Origin of the sequence: Hyphomicrobium facile, assembly GCF_900116175.1 — a bacterium.
GTDB lineage: Bacteria > Pseudomonadota > Alphaproteobacteria > Rhizobiales > Hyphomicrobiaceae > Hyphomicrobium_B > Hyphomicrobium_B facile.
On record NZ_FPCH01000003.1, the window covers coordinates 779,190 to 793,253 of the forward strand.

At 60.7% G+C, this 14,064-nt stretch carries 15 protein-coding genes; 14 read left to right on the forward strand and 1 reads right to left on the reverse strand.

Features of this window, described 5'->3' with window-relative positions; translation table 11 throughout:
- Positions 1-37: 37 nt before the first annotated feature.
- From atpA to BM399_RS16880, 14 genes are all read left to right on the forward strand, one after another.
- The gene (atpA, locus tag BM399_RS16815) at positions 38-1,567 is read left to right on the forward strand and encodes a F0F1 ATP synthase subunit alpha (RefSeq protein WP_092869173.1); all 1,530 of its coding nucleotides are present in this window, start codon (positions 38-40) and stop codon (positions 1,565-1,567) included.
- A gap of 25 nt (positions 1,568-1,592) precedes the next feature.
- Complete coding sequence (locus BM399_RS16820; protein ID WP_092868876.1) at positions 1,593-2,486, forward strand: F0F1 ATP synthase subunit gamma; 894 nt, start codon at positions 1,593-1,595, stop codon at positions 2,484-2,486.
- A 15-nt stretch (positions 2,487-2,501) separates the two neighbouring features.
- Positions 2,502-2,906, forward strand: a complete 405-nt coding sequence (locus tag BM399_RS16825; protein WP_092868877.1) for an organic hydroperoxide resistance protein — start codon at positions 2,502-2,504, stop codon at positions 2,904-2,906.
- Positions 2,907-2,928: 22 nt separating this feature from the next.
- Positions 2,929-4,362 carry a F0F1 ATP synthase subunit beta gene (gene atpD / locus BM399_RS16830; protein WP_092868878.1) on the forward strand — a complete coding sequence of 478 codons (1,434 nt, stop codon included), beginning with the start codon at positions 2,929-2,931 and terminating at the stop codon, positions 4,360-4,362.
- A gap of 64 nt (positions 4,363-4,426) precedes the next feature.
- Positions 4,427-4,699 carry a hypothetical protein gene (locus BM399_RS16835; RefSeq protein WP_092869174.1) on the forward strand — a complete coding sequence of 91 codons (273 nt, stop codon included), beginning with the start codon at positions 4,427-4,429 and terminating at the stop codon, positions 4,697-4,699.
- A gap of 29 nt (positions 4,700-4,728) precedes the next feature.
- Positions 4,729-5,127: a F0F1 ATP synthase subunit epsilon gene (locus tag BM399_RS16840; RefSeq protein WP_092868879.1), complete on the forward strand. Its 399-nt coding sequence runs from the start codon at positions 4,729-4,731 to the stop codon at positions 5,125-5,127.
- Positions 5,128-5,403: 276 nt separating this feature from the next.
- Complete coding sequence (locus tag BM399_RS16845) at positions 5,404-5,664, forward strand: hypothetical protein (RefSeq protein WP_092868880.1); 261 nt, start codon at positions 5,404-5,406, stop codon at positions 5,662-5,664.
- A gap of 316 nt (positions 5,665-5,980) precedes the next feature.
- Positions 5,981-7,126, forward strand: coding sequence for a ubiquinol oxidase subunit II (cyoA, locus tag BM399_RS16850; RefSeq protein WP_092868881.1), 1,146 nt, complete (start codon positions 5,981-5,983; stop codon positions 7,124-7,126).
- A gap of 18 nt (positions 7,127-7,144) precedes the next feature.
- Positions 7,145-9,151, forward strand: coding sequence for a cytochrome o ubiquinol oxidase subunit I (cyoB, locus tag BM399_RS16855; RefSeq protein WP_092868882.1), 2,007 nt, complete (start codon positions 7,145-7,147; stop codon positions 9,149-9,151).
- Between the two features lie 3 nt (positions 9,152-9,154).
- Positions 9,155-9,799, forward strand: coding sequence for a cytochrome o ubiquinol oxidase subunit III (gene cyoC / locus BM399_RS16860; protein ID WP_092868883.1), 645 nt, complete (start codon positions 9,155-9,157; stop codon positions 9,797-9,799).
- A complete protein-coding gene (cyoD, locus tag BM399_RS16865; protein ID WP_092868884.1) occupies positions 9,796-10,188 on the forward strand; it encodes a cytochrome o ubiquinol oxidase subunit IV in 393 nt (130 codons plus the stop codon). Before cyoC ends, cyoD begins: the two co-directional genes overlap by 4 nt.
- Positions 10,185-11,057 carry an SURF1 family protein gene (locus BM399_RS16870; protein ID WP_092868885.1) on the forward strand — a complete coding sequence of 291 codons (873 nt, stop codon included), beginning with the start codon at positions 10,185-10,187 and terminating at the stop codon, positions 11,055-11,057. The genes cyoD and BM399_RS16870 overlap by 4 nt, the downstream gene beginning before the upstream one ends.
- A 141-nt stretch (positions 11,058-11,198) precedes the next feature.
- On the forward strand, positions 11,199-12,455 hold the full coding sequence (locus BM399_RS16875) for an ATP-binding protein (protein WP_092869175.1): 1,257 nt from the start codon (positions 11,199-11,201) through the stop codon (positions 12,453-12,455).
- Positions 12,445-12,978, forward strand: a complete 534-nt coding sequence (locus BM399_RS16880) for a response regulator transcription factor (RefSeq protein ID WP_092868886.1) — start codon at positions 12,445-12,447, stop codon at positions 12,976-12,978. Before BM399_RS16875 ends, BM399_RS16880 begins: the two co-directional genes overlap by 11 nt.
- A gap of 16 nt (positions 12,979-12,994) precedes the next feature.
- On the opposite strand, the gene BM399_RS16885 is transcribed toward BM399_RS16880, so the two are convergent.
- Complete coding sequence (locus tag BM399_RS16885) at positions 12,995-13,927, reverse strand: glycosyltransferase 61 family protein (RefSeq protein ID WP_177228193.1); 933 nt, start codon at positions 13,925-13,927, stop codon at positions 12,995-12,997.
- Between the last annotated feature and the right edge of the window lie 137 nt (positions 13,928-14,064).

Sequence of the window (14,064 nt, forward strand, 5' to 3'; positions counted from 1 at the left end):
AGGCTCCGTAATGGAAACGACCAGGGAAGAGGTTTCAATGGAAATCCGGGCCGCAGAAATTTCGTCGATCCTCAAGGATCAGATCAAAAACTTCGGCAAGGACGCCGAGGTCTCGGAGATCGGCACCGTGCTGTCGGTCGGCGACGGCATCGCGCGCGTCTATGGCCTCGACAACGTTCAGGCCGGCGAAATGGTCGAGTTCCCCGGCGGCATCCGCGGCATGGCGCTGAACCTCGAAGCCGATAACGTCGGCGTCGTTATTTTCGGCGACGACCGTACGATCAAGGAAGGCGACACCGTAAAGCGGACTGGCGCCATCGTCGAAGTTCCTGTCGGCAAGGGCCTTCTCGGCCGCGTCGTCGACGGTCTCGGCAACCCGATCGACGGCAAGGGTCCGATCAAGTCGGACAAGAAGATGCGCGTCGACGTCAAGGCGCCGGGCATCCTGCCGCGCAAGTCGGTGCACGAGCCGATGGCGACGGGCCTCAAGGCGATCGACTCGCTCATCCCGATCGGCCGCGGCCAGCGCGAGCTCGTCATCGGCGACCGCCAGACCGGCAAGACCGCCGTCATTCTCGATACCTTCCTCAACCAGAAGCCCTTGAACGCCGGCAAGGACGAAAGCGCGAAGCTCTATTGCGTCTACGTCGCCGTCGGACAGAAGCGGTCGACCGTTGCGCAGTTCGTCAAGACGCTCGAAGAGCGCGGCGCACTGGAATACTCGATCGTGGTCGCTGCGACCGCGTCGGATCCGGCACCCATGCAGTATCTGGCTCCGTTCACGGGCTGCACGATGGGCGAATACTTCCGTGACAACGGCATGCACGCCGTTATCGCCTATGACGATCTTTCGAAGCAGGCTGTCGCCTATCGTCAGATGTCGCTTCTTCTTCGCCGTCCGCCGGGCCGCGAAGCTTATCCGGGCGACGTTTTCTATCTCCACTCTCGTCTTCTGGAACGCGCCGCTAAGCTCGGCGATGCAGCCGGCAACGGCTCGCTGACGGCTCTTCCGGTTATCGAAACGCAGGCGAACGACGTGTCGGCCTACATTCCGACGAACGTCATCTCGATCACCGACGGCCAGATCTTCCTCGAGTCCGATCTCTTCTATCAGGGCATCCGTCCGGCCGTGAACGTCGGTCTTTCGGTGTCACGCGTCGGCTCGTCGGCACAGACGAAGGCGATGAAGCAGGTTGCCGGCAAGATCAAAGGCGAGCTCGCGCAGTACCGCGAAATGGCGGCCTTCGCACAGTTCGGTTCGGATCTCGATGCCGCGACGCAGCGTTTGCTCGCACGTGGTGCTCGTCTGACCGAGCTTCTGAAGCAGCCGCAGTTCTCGCCGCTCAAGATGGAAGAACAGGTTGCGGTTATCTTCGCCGGTACGCGCGGTTACCTGGACAACATTCCGGTTTCGGCTGTCGGCAAGTTCGAGCAGGGCGTTCTCGCCGGACTTCGGTCTGAGAAGACGATCCTCGACACGGTTGCCAAAGAGAAGGCGCTGTCGGCTGACACCGAGAAGAAACTCGTCGAGTTCCTCGACAAGTTTGCCAAGGGTTTTGCAGCTTAATCGGGTTCCTTGAGGAGAACGCCCGATGGCGAGCTTAAAAGATATGCGCAACCGCATCGCCTCGGTGAAGGCGACGCGGAAGATCACGAAGGCGATGCAGATGGTCGCCGCGGCGAAGCTGCGCCGCGCGCAAGAAGCAGCGACTGCCGCCCGTCCTTACGCAGAGCGGATGGCCGAGGTTCTCGGCAGCCTCGCGTCGAAGGTTGCCGACAAGACGGGTGCTTCGCCCCTGCTCGTGGGTACGGGCAAGGACCAGGTTCACCTTCTCATCGTCATGACGGCCGAACGCGGTCTTTGCGGTGGCTTCAACTCGAACATTGCGAAGCTTGCGCGTGCCGACGCCAATCGCCTCATCGCGAACGGCAAGACGGTCAAGATTCTGACGGTCGGCCGCAAGGGCGCGGACAACCTGCGTCGCGATCTCGGCCGGAACATCGTCGAACGCAAAGACTTCCAGGGCGTTCGGCAATTGACGTTCTCGCACGCCGAGGGACTCGGAAAACGCGTCCTCGAGATGTTCGAGGCGGGCGAATTCGACGTCGCGACGCTCTACTTCTCGGAATTCAAATCGGTCATCGCGCAGAAGCCGACGGCTTTGCAGCTTATCCCGGCAACGGTCTCAGAGGCGCCGGGCGCAGCAGCAGCAACCAAGGGCGGCGCAGCGGCGGTTCATGAATACGAGCCGAGCGAGGAAGAGGTTCTGGGCTTCCTGCTTTCGCGGAACATCTCAACGCAGATCTTCCGCGGGCTTCTTGAGAATTCGGCATCGTTCTATGGTTCGCAGATGACGGCCATGGACAATGCGACCCGTAACGCCGGCGACATGATCAACAAGCTTACGATCAAGTACAACCGCCAGCGTCAGGCGAATATCACGAAGGAACTGATCGAGATCATTTCTGGCGCAGAAGCAGTCTGATCCGGAGGCTGAGCGATGGCTTATGTGACGCGTGCAACGACGAAGGGTGGCCGAGACGGTCGCGCGGTTGTCGAAGATGGCAAGCTGGCTCTGGCGATGGCGCTGCCGAAGGATCTCGGCGGGTCGGGCGAGGGCCATAACCCGGAGCAGCTTTTTGCTCTTGGCTGGTCAGCGTGCTTCGGCCAGGCAGTCCTGCTGCTCGCCAAGAAGCACGGGCTCGACGGTCAAGCAGCGAAGGTCACGTGCGAGGTGACACTCGACAAGGATGCGACGAGCTTCGCTCTCAAGGCGCATCTCACGCTATCGATTCCCGGCGCCGACAAGGACAAGCTGCAGGCACTGATCGAAGACGCCCATCAGATCTGTCCCTATTCCAAGGCGACGCGCAACAACATCCCGGTGACGCTGTCCGTCGCCTGATCAAATCCGTTGGAGAAGAAAAATGGCTAAAAACGTAGGGAAGATTCGCCAGGTGACGGGTGCCGTCGTTGACGTGCATTTCGACGGTCAGCTGCCGGAAATTTTGAACGCACTCGAGACGACGAACCACGGCAACCGCCTCGTTCTCGAAGTCGCGCAGCACTTGGGCGAGAACACGGTTCGCACCATTGCCATGGACTCGACGGAAGGCCTCGTTCGCGGCCAGGAAGTCTCGGACACGGGATCGCCGATCTCGGTGCCGGTTGGCGACGAAACGCTCGGCCGCATCATGAACGTCATCGGTGAGCCGGTCGACGAAGCGGGCCCGATCAAGACGAGCGCCCTTCGCGCCATCCATCAGCCTTCGCCGACCTTCGAAGATCAGGCGACGGAAGCTCAGATTCTCGTCACGGGCATCAAGGTCGTCGATCTTCTCGCGCCTTATGCCAAGGGCGGCAAGATCGGCCTGTTCGGCGGCGCCGGCGTCGGCAAGACGGTTTTGATCATGGAATTGATCAACAACGTCGCCAAGGCCCACGGCGGCTACTCGGTGTTCGCCGGCGTCGGCGAGCGTACGCGCGAGGGTAACGACCTCTATTACGAAATGATCGAGTCGAAGGTGAACATCGACCCGAAGAAGAACAAGGGTTCGGCTGCCGGTTCGAAGTGCGCCCTCGTGTACGGTCAGATGAACGAGCCGCCGGGCGCTCGCGCTCGCGTCGCGCTTTCGGGTCTGACGGTTGCCGAGCATTTCCGCGACCAGGGTCAGGACGTTCTGTTCTTCGTCGACAACATCTTCCGCTTTACGCAGGCGGGCTCGGAAGTGTCAGCGCTTCTCGGCCGTATTCCTTCGGCCGTGGGCTATCAGCCGACGCTCGCGACGGACATGGGCGCGCTGCAGGAACGCATCACCACGACGCACAAGGGTTCGATCACCTCGGTTCAGGCCATCTACGTTCCGGCCGACGACTTGACCGACCCCGCGCCTGCCGCATCGTTCGCGCATCTTGACGCGACGACGGTTCTTTCGCGTTCGATCGCAGAAAAGGGCATCTACCCTGCAGTCGATCCGCTCGACTCGACCTCGCGCATGCTCGACCCGCGCATCGTCGGCGAAGAGCACTATCAGGTCGCTCGCCGGGTTCAGGCCATCCTGCAGAAGTACAAGTCGCTGCAGGACATCATCGCAATTCTCGGCATGGACGAGCTGTCGGAAGAGGACAAGCTGACCGTCGCACGCGCTCGTAAGATCGAGCGTTTCATGTCGCAGCCGTTCCACGTGGCCGAAGTGTTCACCGGTTCGCCCGGCAAGCTCGTTTCGCTCGAGGATACGATCAAGGCCTTCAAGGGCCTCTGCAACGGCGAATACGATCACCTTCCGGAGCCTGCGTTCTACATGGTCGGCTCGATCGACGAAGCGATCGCCAAGGCAGAGAAGCTCGCGGAAGCGGCATAACACAGGTCGAGCGGTTTCGCGCGGGCCAAGTCCGCGCGAACGCGCCGCCAGGAGAGATATGTTCATGGCGGAAGCCGGAAAGACGTTCGGAAGCTGCTGCGAGGAGCTGAAAGAAGCTCTCGAAGGCGGCGATTTCGAGCCACTGATCACCGTCGGCGACGACGGGGTCATCTACATGACCGTCGGGTTGGTGGACCTCGAGGAAGACGAGCCGGGTCTCGTCGACCATCCGTTGTTCTTCTGTCCGTTTTGCGGCACCAAGCTGCAAACGCCGGAAGAAGTCAGGGCTAAGGCCGGCGCCGAGGGCGACGGCGAAGATGAACCGCCTCAGGGTTGAGCGAAGCGTTCGAAGGGTGACGAACTAAAATGGCAGGCACATTCAGGTTTGAACTCGTCTCGCCCGAGCGGGTGTTGCTTTCGGTCGATGCCGATCAGGTTGTCGTGCCGGGTGACGACGGCGATTTCGCAGTTCTCGCCGGCCACGCGCCGGTGATCTCGACGCTGCGTCCGGGCGTGCTCGACGTAACGGCGGGCAGCGTGCACAAGCGTCTGTTCGTCAAGTCGGGCTTCGTGGAAGTCGATCCGTCGCGGCTGACGGTTCTCGCCGAGACGGCTTACGACCTTGACGACATTTCGGCCGCCACGATGGCTGAAGAGCTCAAGACGGCGGAAGCGGAACTGGCTGCGGCGAAGGACGACTCTGCGAAGCGCAGGGCCGACACGCTCGTCAGCGAGCTGCGCCGGTTGTCGACGCGGGCGGCATAAGCGGACTTTCGCCCTCACACCGTTCCCGGTTTTTCCCGTTCTATTCAGCGGCGTTCGACCTTCACGGTAGGTCGGACGCCGTTGTCACATTCAGGCTTTCGGGCAGGCTTCCGGGCAGCTTCCTGCGGCGCGCAACCGATCGGGAGCATTCCCGTGCCTGCGTGGGTGGGCGGCCCCCGCCTCCAATGACGTACCCTTCAGACATTGTTGCGCGCTGCAACGCGAATGCAACCCGCGGCTTCTTCGGCGGTTGAATCGACTGAGGAGTATCCTCCCATGTCTGAAATCGACAATAAGCTGGCCGAGTCCGTCAAGCACATCGCCGAGACGGAGCGCCAGGCCAACGCTCTGAAACATGCCGCGCAATATCGTCCGTCGGCTGTCAGCGACGAAGACGTCGTCCTCGCCGAGCAACTGGCTGCTGGATGGAAGACGCTTCGTGCGTCGCTTGCGAAGCATCCCGAGTTTCAGGAGCGTGCTCGCGAACTCGAGTTGAAGCAAGCTACCGGCCGGACGGGCGCGAAGAACGAAAAGTAGTTTCGCGGCCTTGCTGCACATCGGATGTCAGAGCCTGACAGGGCTGCCTGACCTCAGTCCGTGTTACTTGCTTCAAGCACAAAAACTACGCAGTGTAAGAACCAAGTACGCGAACGTGATCGTCGCGGTTTTGAACCGAGAGTTCCAGGTGACGAAAGCATCGTTCGGCTGGGCAAAAATTTCCCATCCTCGGCGATTTTGAGCAGCATTTAATCCTGCGGCCAACTGGCGTTGGGCAAATTGTCCAATGTCACTCAAAGCTCTGCAAGTTTAGCGGAGAGGCTGAGGAAGCTCTGTCGATGGGACGCGGACCGCCTTGAAGCTATTTCGGAATATTGCCCTTCTACCGCTCCTCGCTTTGCTGGGCGGCTGCAACGCAATCGTATTGAACCCCGCCGGCGACGTCGCCATCCAACAGCGCGATCTTGTGATCATCTCCACCGTGCTGATGTTGTTCATCATCATTCCGGTGATGGCGTTGACGGTGTTTTTCGCTTGGCGGTATCGCCAGTCGAACAAGTCGGCGCCTTACGATCCCGACTGGGATCACTCCACCCATCTCGAGCTCGTGATCTGGGCGGCTCCGCTGCTCATCATCATCTGCCTTGGCGCCATCACGTGGATGGCGACGCACTTGCTCGATCCGTTCCGCCCGTTGGGGCGCACAGCCCCCGGCCAAGCCGTGACGCGCGAGGTGAAGCCTCTCAAGGTTGAGGTCGTCGCGCTCGATTGGAAGTGGCTCTTCATCTATCCGGATTACGGCATCGCAACCGTCAACCAGATGGCGGCCCCTGTCGACCAGCCCATCCATTTCCGCATCTCGGCGTCGTCGGTGATGAACGCCTTCTACGTACCGGCGCTTGCCGGCATGATCTACGCGATGCCGGGAATGCAGACGCAGCTTCATGCCGTCATCAACAAGCCCGGCGACTTCAAAGGCTTTTCGGCGAACTACAGCGGCGACGGTTTCTCGAAGATGCGCTTCGATTTCCTTGCCAGAGATGACGCCGATTTCGCGAAGTGGGTTTCGGACATCAAGGCGAACGGCGGCAATCTCGGACGCACCGAATACCTCGAACTCGAAAAGCCGAGCGAAGGGGTGGCCGTCAGGAAGTATGCAAGCGTCGATCCGCAACTCTTCCACCGGGTCGTCAATCTCTGCGTCCAGCCCGGCAAAATGTGCATGCACGAAATGGCGGCCATAGACGCCAAGGGCGGCCTCGGTCTCGCGGGCGTCAATCTGGTTCAGAGCATTGAATACGATAAATCCGCTCGACGGGGTTCCGCGCCGATCCTGGCGAAGGCCTACGTGGCGAGCGTCTGCACCACAGATGCTCCGATGGGCGCCGATATGGCGGACGTGCAAGTGACGCCGGTGAGCTCTACGCCCCTTCTGGGTGCGGGTCTGCCGCGTCCGGCCGCGACGTTCCAATCCTTCGCACCGCGACCGTCAAACTCCTGACCGGGAACGAATACAACTATGTTTGATAACCCAGAACTCATGAAGGCCATCTTCGGACGGCTGTCGCTAGAAGCGTTGCCGCTTCATGAGCCGATCCTCGTCGCGACATTCATCGCTGTCGCCATCGGCGGCGTCGCCATGGTCGGCGCGCTCACCTACTTCAAGCTCTGGGGCTATCTCTGGAAAGAGTGGTTCACGAGCATCGATCACAAGCGCATCGGCATCATGTACATCGTGCTCGGCCTTGTGATGCTGCTTCGCGGCTTCGCCGATGCCATCATGATGCGCGCGCAGCAGGTGATGGCCTTCAACGGCTCGGAAGGCTACCTGAACGCCCACCATTACGATCAGATCTTCACCGCTCACGGCGTGATCATGATCTTCTTCGTGGCGATGCCGCTCGTGACGGGTTTGATGAACTACGTCGTGCCTCTGCAGATCGGCGCGCGCGACGTCGCCTTCCCGTTCCTCAACAACTTCAGCTTCTGGATGACCACGGCCGGCGCTGCCCTGGTGATGGCTTCGCTGTTCATCGGCGAGTTCGCGCGCACAGGCTGGCTTGCGTATCCGCCACTCTCGAACATCGCCTATAGTCCGGATGTCGGTGTCGATTATTACATATGGTCGCTACAGGTGGCGGGCGTCGGGACGCTGCTATCCGGCGTGAACCTGATCGCGACCATCGTAAAGATGCGCGCCCCAGGCATGACCCTGATGAAGATGCCGGTCTTCACGTGGACGGCGCTCTGCACCAACGTTCTCATCGTCGCCGCGTTCCCCGTGCTGACGGGCGTCCTCGCGCTGCTGTCGCTCGACCGCTACGCCGGAACGAACTTCTTCACGAGCGACTTCGGCGGCAACGCCATGATGTACGTGAACCTCATCTGGATCTGGGGCCATCCCGAGGTTTACATCCTCATCCTTCCGGCATTCGGCATTTTCTCGGAAGTGGTCTCGACGTTCTGCGGCAAGCGGCTCTTCGGCTATACGTCGATGGTCTATGCGACGGTCGTCATCACTATCCTGTCGTATCTCGTCTGGCTGCATCACTTCTTCACGATGGGCTCCGGCGCCAGCGTCAACTCGTTCTTCGGCATCACGACGATGATTATCTCGATCCCGACGGGCGCGAAGATGTTCAACTGGCTGTTCACGATGTACCGGGGCCGGATCCGCTTCGAAGTGCCGATGATGTGGACGGTCGCGTTCATGCTGACGTTCGTCGTCGGCGGCATGACCGGCGTGCTTCTCGCCGTTCCGCCTGCAGACTTCGTGCTCCACAACAGCCTCTTCCTGATCGCGCACTTCCATAACGTGATCATCGGCGGCGTGGTGTTCGGCATGTTCGCCGGTATCACCTACTGGTTCCCGAAGGCGTTCGGCTTCAAGCTCGATCCGTTCTGGGGCAAGATGTCATTCTGGTTCTGGGTCATCGGCTTCTGGTTCGCCTTCATGCCGCTCTACGTCCTCGGCTTGATGGGCGTCACCCGCCGCCTGCGCGTGTTCGACGATCCGTCGCTGCAGATCTGGTTCATCATCGCGGCGCTCGGCGCGGTCATGATCGCCGTCGGCATCGCCTGCTTCCTGATCCAGATCGCGGTCAGCATCAAGAACCGCGAGAAGCTGCGCGATTGGACGGGCGATCCGTGGAACGGGCGTACGCTCGAGTGGTCGACGTCGTCGCCGCCGCCTGTCTACAACTTCGCCTTCACTCCGGTGATCCACGACAACGATGCGTGGTGGGATATGAAGAAGCGCGGTTACGAGCGTCCGGCCGACGGCTTCAAGGCGATCCACATGCCGAGCAACACGAGTGCAGGCATCATCCTCGCCGGTATCAGTGCGCTCGTGGCCTTCGCTTTGATCTGGCAGATCTGGTGGCTGGCGATCGTCGGGTTCGTGGGGCTTATCGGAACTGCGATCGGCCACACGTTCAACTACCATCGCAGCTTCGATATTCCGCGAGAGCAAGTCGTTGAAACCGAGCGTGCGCGTACGCAGCTCCTTCAGACCGCACGGGCATAATCGATGACGACGACAACAGCGGCGAGCGCAGCTCTTGCCGAGACGAAAGAGGCTCCGGTCTTCTACGTCGCCGACGAGCATGACCATCCGGAAGGTTCGAGCACCATGCTCGGCTTCTGGCTCTATCTGATGAGCGACTGCCTCGTGTTCGCGGTGCTGTTCGCGACTTACGGCGTTCTCGGCGCCAACTATGCGGCCGGGCCTTCGCCGAAAGAGCTTTTCGACCTGCCGCTCGTCGCGTTGAACACGTCGATGCTGCTGCTGTCGTCGATCACCTACGGCTTCGCCGTGCTCGAGATGCAGAAGAAGAACCAGAATGCGATGCTGTTCTGGCTCGTGGTGACGGGGCTTTTCGGCGCCGCCTTCCTCGGCATCGAGCTCTACGAGTTCGCTCATATGATTCACGAGGGTGCGACGCCGCAGCGTAGCGCGTTCCTCTCGTCGTTCTTCACGCTTGTCGGTACGCACGGCCTGCACGTCACCTTCGGCATCATCTGGATGATCACGCTGATCGTGCAGGTGTGGAAGTTCGGCCTGATCGAAGCCAACAAGCGGCGCCTTCTGTGCCTCAGCATGTTCTGGCACTTCCTCGACGTCGTGTGGATCGGCGTCTTCACCTTCGTCTATTTGATGGGAGTGCTCCGATGAGCACGGGTTCGCACAGCGCGCACGGCCACGGCGGCCACGATTCGCACGGTCACGACAGCGGGCATCCCGAGTCGACCTTCAAAGGGTATATGATCGGCTTCGTGCTCTCTGTCATCCTGACGGCCATTCCGTTTTGGCTCGTGATGTCCGGCACGCTCGGCAACAAGGACGTGACGACGGTCGCGATCCTGGTGCTTGGCGCGATCCAGATTGTCGTGCACATGATCTACTTCCTGCACATGACGCCGAGCTCCGAGAACGGCTGGACCATGATGGCCTTGATCTTCACCGTCGTCATGGTGGTGATCACGCTCGCCGGTTCACTGTGGGTCATGTATCACATGAATACGAACATGATGCCGGGCATGGATCCGAGCCAGCTGCCGTGAATGCCGACGCCAAGGGGCGCGGGGGATTAGAGGACGAAGGACAGGACGGCGGGCGCGCGAAGCGTCCGCGTTCGGCGTTTTCTCTTGCCGTACTCGGTATCATAGGACTTCTCGGCATCGCCGGTTTGTTGTCGCTCGGGGTCTGGCAGGTCGAGCGCCGTGCGTGGAAGCTCGATCTTATCGAGCGTGTCGAGAAGCGGGTTCACTCTCAGCCGGCGGCCGCGCCTGGTCCTTCCGACTGGACGTCGATCGACGCCAAGACCGACGAATATCGCCGCGTCACCACCACCGGTCATTTCCGCAACGATCGCGAAACGCTCGTCACCGCCGTGACGAACAACGGCGCGGGCTATTGGGTCGTGACGCCGCTCGAGACCAAGGACGGCTTCACCGTTCTCGTCAATCGCGGGTTCGTGCCGCCGGATCGCCGGGACCCGGCGTCGCGCGGTGCTGGTGAGCCGGACGGCGACCTGACGGTGACGGGGCTACTTCGTCTGACCGAGCCCAAGGGCGCCTTTCTGCGGAGCAACAATCCGGCTCAGAACCGATGGTTTTCCCGCGATGTGGCAGCGATCGCGTCCGCGCGGGGCCTAACCAACGTCGCGCCCTATTTCATCGATGCGGATGCAACGCCAAACCCCAGCGGATTCCCTGTCGGCGGCTTGACCGTGGTCACCTTCCATAACAATCACCTCGTCTACGCGTTGACTTGGTTCACGCTGGCGTTGATGCTCGCGGTGGCGGTAGTCCGGGTTGCGCGCGAGGAAATTCGCATTCGCCGGACGGCTCAGATATCTGAGGCCATGGGTAAGACCGAAAATTCCATGGCGGATGGGTCTGTTCCGCCGCCGGAGCGACATAGGACTTAGCGCGACATGCTGGGCCGCACTGAGACAGTCTCCGGCTCCGGAAACGAAGACAGAACGGGTGTTTCAGATGGCGTTGCGGGCGGCGTTGCCCGGAATGTTTCTGGCGCTCCACCAGCCGGTGATCCTGCCGCCACACAGAACATGCTGCTGCTGATCCAGCTTCGCTGGATCGCTGTCGCGGGGCAGATCGCAACGATTGTTTTCGTCGAGTTCGTCCTCGGCATCGGCCTGCCGCTTTTGCCGATGGCCGTGATCATCGCGGCCCTGATCGCACTCAATCTCGCAAGCCTTGCCTGGCTCAGAAACGGCCGTGAAGCCGGAGACGCCGGTCTACTCGGCGCGCTTTTGTTCGACGTCGCGGCCCTGACCGCGCAACTCTACTTCAGCGGCGGTGCGACGAACCCGTTCACATTCCTCTATCTCTTGCAGGTGACGCTCGCCGCCGTGCTGCTCGACAGGCGTTCGACGTGGGCCGTCGTTGCTGCGACATGCGCAAGCTTCGGGCTGCTCACCGTCGATTACAGGCCGCTCGCCGTGCCGGAAGGCTTCGGCGATCTCTTCAGGCTTCATATCATTGGAATGCTCGTCTGCTTTGCGCTCGACGCAGCTTTGCTTGTTGTGTTCGTGACGCGCATCACGCGCAATCTTCGAGAGCGCGATGCGCGGCTCGCGGCGTTGAAGCAGCACGCTGTCGAGGAAGATCACATAGTTCGCATGGGCCTTTTAGCCTCGGGCGCGGCGCATGAACTCGGTACGCCGCTCTCATCGCTCTCGGTCATTCTCGGGGACTGGCGGCGCGTGCCCGCAATCGCATCAAGTCCTGAGTTGCTGGAAGAGGTCGAGGAGATGCAGGCAGCGGTGAAGCGCTGCAAATCGATCCTGACCGGCGTCTTGTTGTCGGCCGGCGAAGCACGCGGAGAAGCGCCGCGCGTGACGACGGTCAACACCTTCGTCAACGAACTCGTGGAAGAATGGCGCGCCGCGCGATCGCCGGCATCGCTCGACTACACCAATGCGTTCGGGGCGGATCTCCCGATCGTGTCGGACTCGACGCTGAAACAGGTCGTCTTCAACGTGATCGACAACGCCTACGATTCGTCGCCCGCATGGATCGGCGTTTTCGTCGAACGCATTGGGGACGCGCTCGCCATACGCGTTTCGGATCGCGGGCCGGGGTTCGCGCCGCAGATGCTCGCCCAGTTCGGCAAGCCCTATCAATCAAGCAAGGGACGTCCGGGCGGCGGCCTCGGGCTGTTCCTCGTTGTGAATGTGGTACGCAAGCTCGGGGGCAGCGTCTCGGCAGCCAATCGCCCCCAAGAACATGGAGGCGGCGCAACCGTGACGCTGAAGCTGCCGCTTGCTGCCTTGGCCCTCGGAGCGCGATCGCATGGAAACTAATCGCACGCTCGTGATCGTCGAAGACGATGCCGCCTTCGCGAACACGTTGAAGCGATCGTTCGAGCGGCGCGAATACGTGGTCGATGTCGCATCGGGGCGCGAGGCCTTGGAGGCGATTTTGGATGTGCGGACGCCGGGCTACGCGGTCGTCGATCTGAAGCTCAACGGCGAATCCGGGCTCGCGTGCGTCGAGGCTTTACACGAGCACGATCCCTCGACGGTGATCGTCGTACTGACGGGGTTTGCGAGCATCGCGACGGCGGTTGAAGCGATCAAGCTCGGCGCGCGGCATTACCTCGTAAAGCCGTCGAGCTCGGACGATATCGAGGAAGCGTTCGGCAGGGCCGAGGGCGACAGCGCCGTCGCGCTGACCGAGCGGCCGACGTCGATCAAGACGCTCGAATGGGAGCACATTCACCAGACGCTGGTGGACACCGGCTTCAATATCTCCGAAGCCGCAAGAAGGCTTGGAATGCATCGGCGGACGCTGGCGCGGAAGCTGGAAAAGCGGCAGGTGAAGTGAGGGGGTGAGCGCTCCATCACCGGTTCGACCGCAATAGATTTCCAATTCGGGCGAATAGCCCGCCGGAATTTCTAGGTTTCGCCTTATCGCTTATTATTTTCGACAGCTGCCGTGCCAGCATATCGCAATCGATGGGTCCGTGACTTTCACCCTGCGTCAGCAGATGATAGCGCTGGCCGAGATGGCCCGCCAAAGCACTGAAGTGGTCGGATTTTTGGGTGCGGTCGCGGGGCATGATTTCGAGGACATCCAGGTTATCACTGGCCCACAGCAAATTCGTAAGGGCCGCCCCGTGCTGAGCTATAACGATATCGGCCGTTTCGAATAGGGCCATCTGAAACGCGAGCGACTTTCCTTCCAACGTGCATGGTAGCAAATTCAGATTTTGCGATAATAGAAAGTGGGCACATTCCGGAAAGTTTTTGATCGATCGCCTGTCACGGCCTGCGCATGTGATCTCGGAGTCGCCTGTCGAATACAGGAGCGTGGGGTCGCCTCTATCGATGAAGACTATTCGTGGTCCGGCGGCCGGAAACGCATCACGCAACGCACGCTTCTCGTGTTCCACACTGTCGAATAATTTCGCTTCCAGTTCTCGTTTCAACGACCTGAAAGCGGTCGAGTCATAATAGCGGCGGTTGTCGAAGCCATAGATTGTTTCAACGCGCAGTTTTGAATTGTTGGTTGCCCGCGCATTCTCCAGAAGCAGGGCATGCTCCAGCTTCGGGAGTATCCTTACGCCGTGGGGCAGGACCTCGCGGATGAGTCCGTCCATCGGCCCACAGCTTCTCACGCAAATCGTTTCGGCTCTATCACCGAGCGTTGTGATCCACAGAATGAGAGGCGCAAGAAAGCCGAGCAAGAAATGGTAGTAGTGCTCAACCGAGCCCTTGCGATTTATGATATCGACGACCAATGCCTCACTGAGACCGGTCGAAATTTCGATCACGCGCGACCCCCATCCCCCAGTTGGCCGGATATTACGTTAGCGGATTTATTGGGGAGGAGTAGAACATTTCGATGCTGCGTTGCGGCTCGGGATGCATCGACGGAGCTGGAAAAGTGGCAGGTGAAGTGAGGCGTTCG

What these genes read in the sequence shown, in the direction of transcription:
- atpD (WP_092868878.1), top strand. Translation starts at nt 2,929, where the DNA reads ATGGCTAAAAACGTAGGGAAGATTCGCCAGGTGACGGGTGCCGTCGTT.
- BM399_RS16825 (WP_092868877.1), top strand. Translation starts at nt 2,502, where the DNA reads ATGGCTTATGTGACGCGTGCAACGACGAAGGGTGGCCGAGACGGTCGC.
- BM399_RS16875 (WP_092869175.1), top strand. Translation starts at nt 11,199, where the DNA reads ATGCTGCTGCTGATCCAGCTTCGCTGGATCGCTGTCGCGGGGCAGATC.
- atpA (WP_092869173.1), top strand. Translation starts at nt 38, where the DNA reads ATGGAAATCCGGGCCGCAGAAATTTCGTCGATCCTCAAGGATCAGATC.
- BM399_RS16840 (WP_092868879.1), top strand. Translation starts at nt 4,729, where the DNA reads ATGGCAGGCACATTCAGGTTTGAACTCGTCTCGCCCGAGCGGGTGTTG.
- BM399_RS16880 (WP_092868886.1), top strand. Translation starts at nt 12,445, where the DNA reads ATGGAAACTAATCGCACGCTCGTGATCGTCGAAGACGATGCCGCCTTC.
- cyoC (WP_092868883.1), top strand. Translation starts at nt 9,155, where the DNA reads ATGACGACGACAACAGCGGCGAGCGCAGCTCTTGCCGAGACGAAAGAG.
- BM399_RS16820 (WP_092868876.1), top strand. Translation starts at nt 1,593, where the DNA reads ATGGCGAGCTTAAAAGATATGCGCAACCGCATCGCCTCGGTGAAGGCG.
- cyoB (WP_092868882.1), top strand. Translation starts at nt 7,145, where the DNA reads ATGTTTGATAACCCAGAACTCATGAAGGCCATCTTCGGACGGCTGTCG.
- BM399_RS16835 (WP_092869174.1), top strand. Translation starts at nt 4,427, where the DNA reads ATGGCGGAAGCCGGAAAGACGTTCGGAAGCTGCTGCGAGGAGCTGAAA.
- BM399_RS16845 (WP_092868880.1), top strand. Translation starts at nt 5,404, where the DNA reads ATGTCTGAAATCGACAATAAGCTGGCCGAGTCCGTCAAGCACATCGCC.
- cyoD (WP_092868884.1), top strand. Translation starts at nt 9,796, where the DNA reads ATGAGCACGGGTTCGCACAGCGCGCACGGCCACGGCGGCCACGATTCG.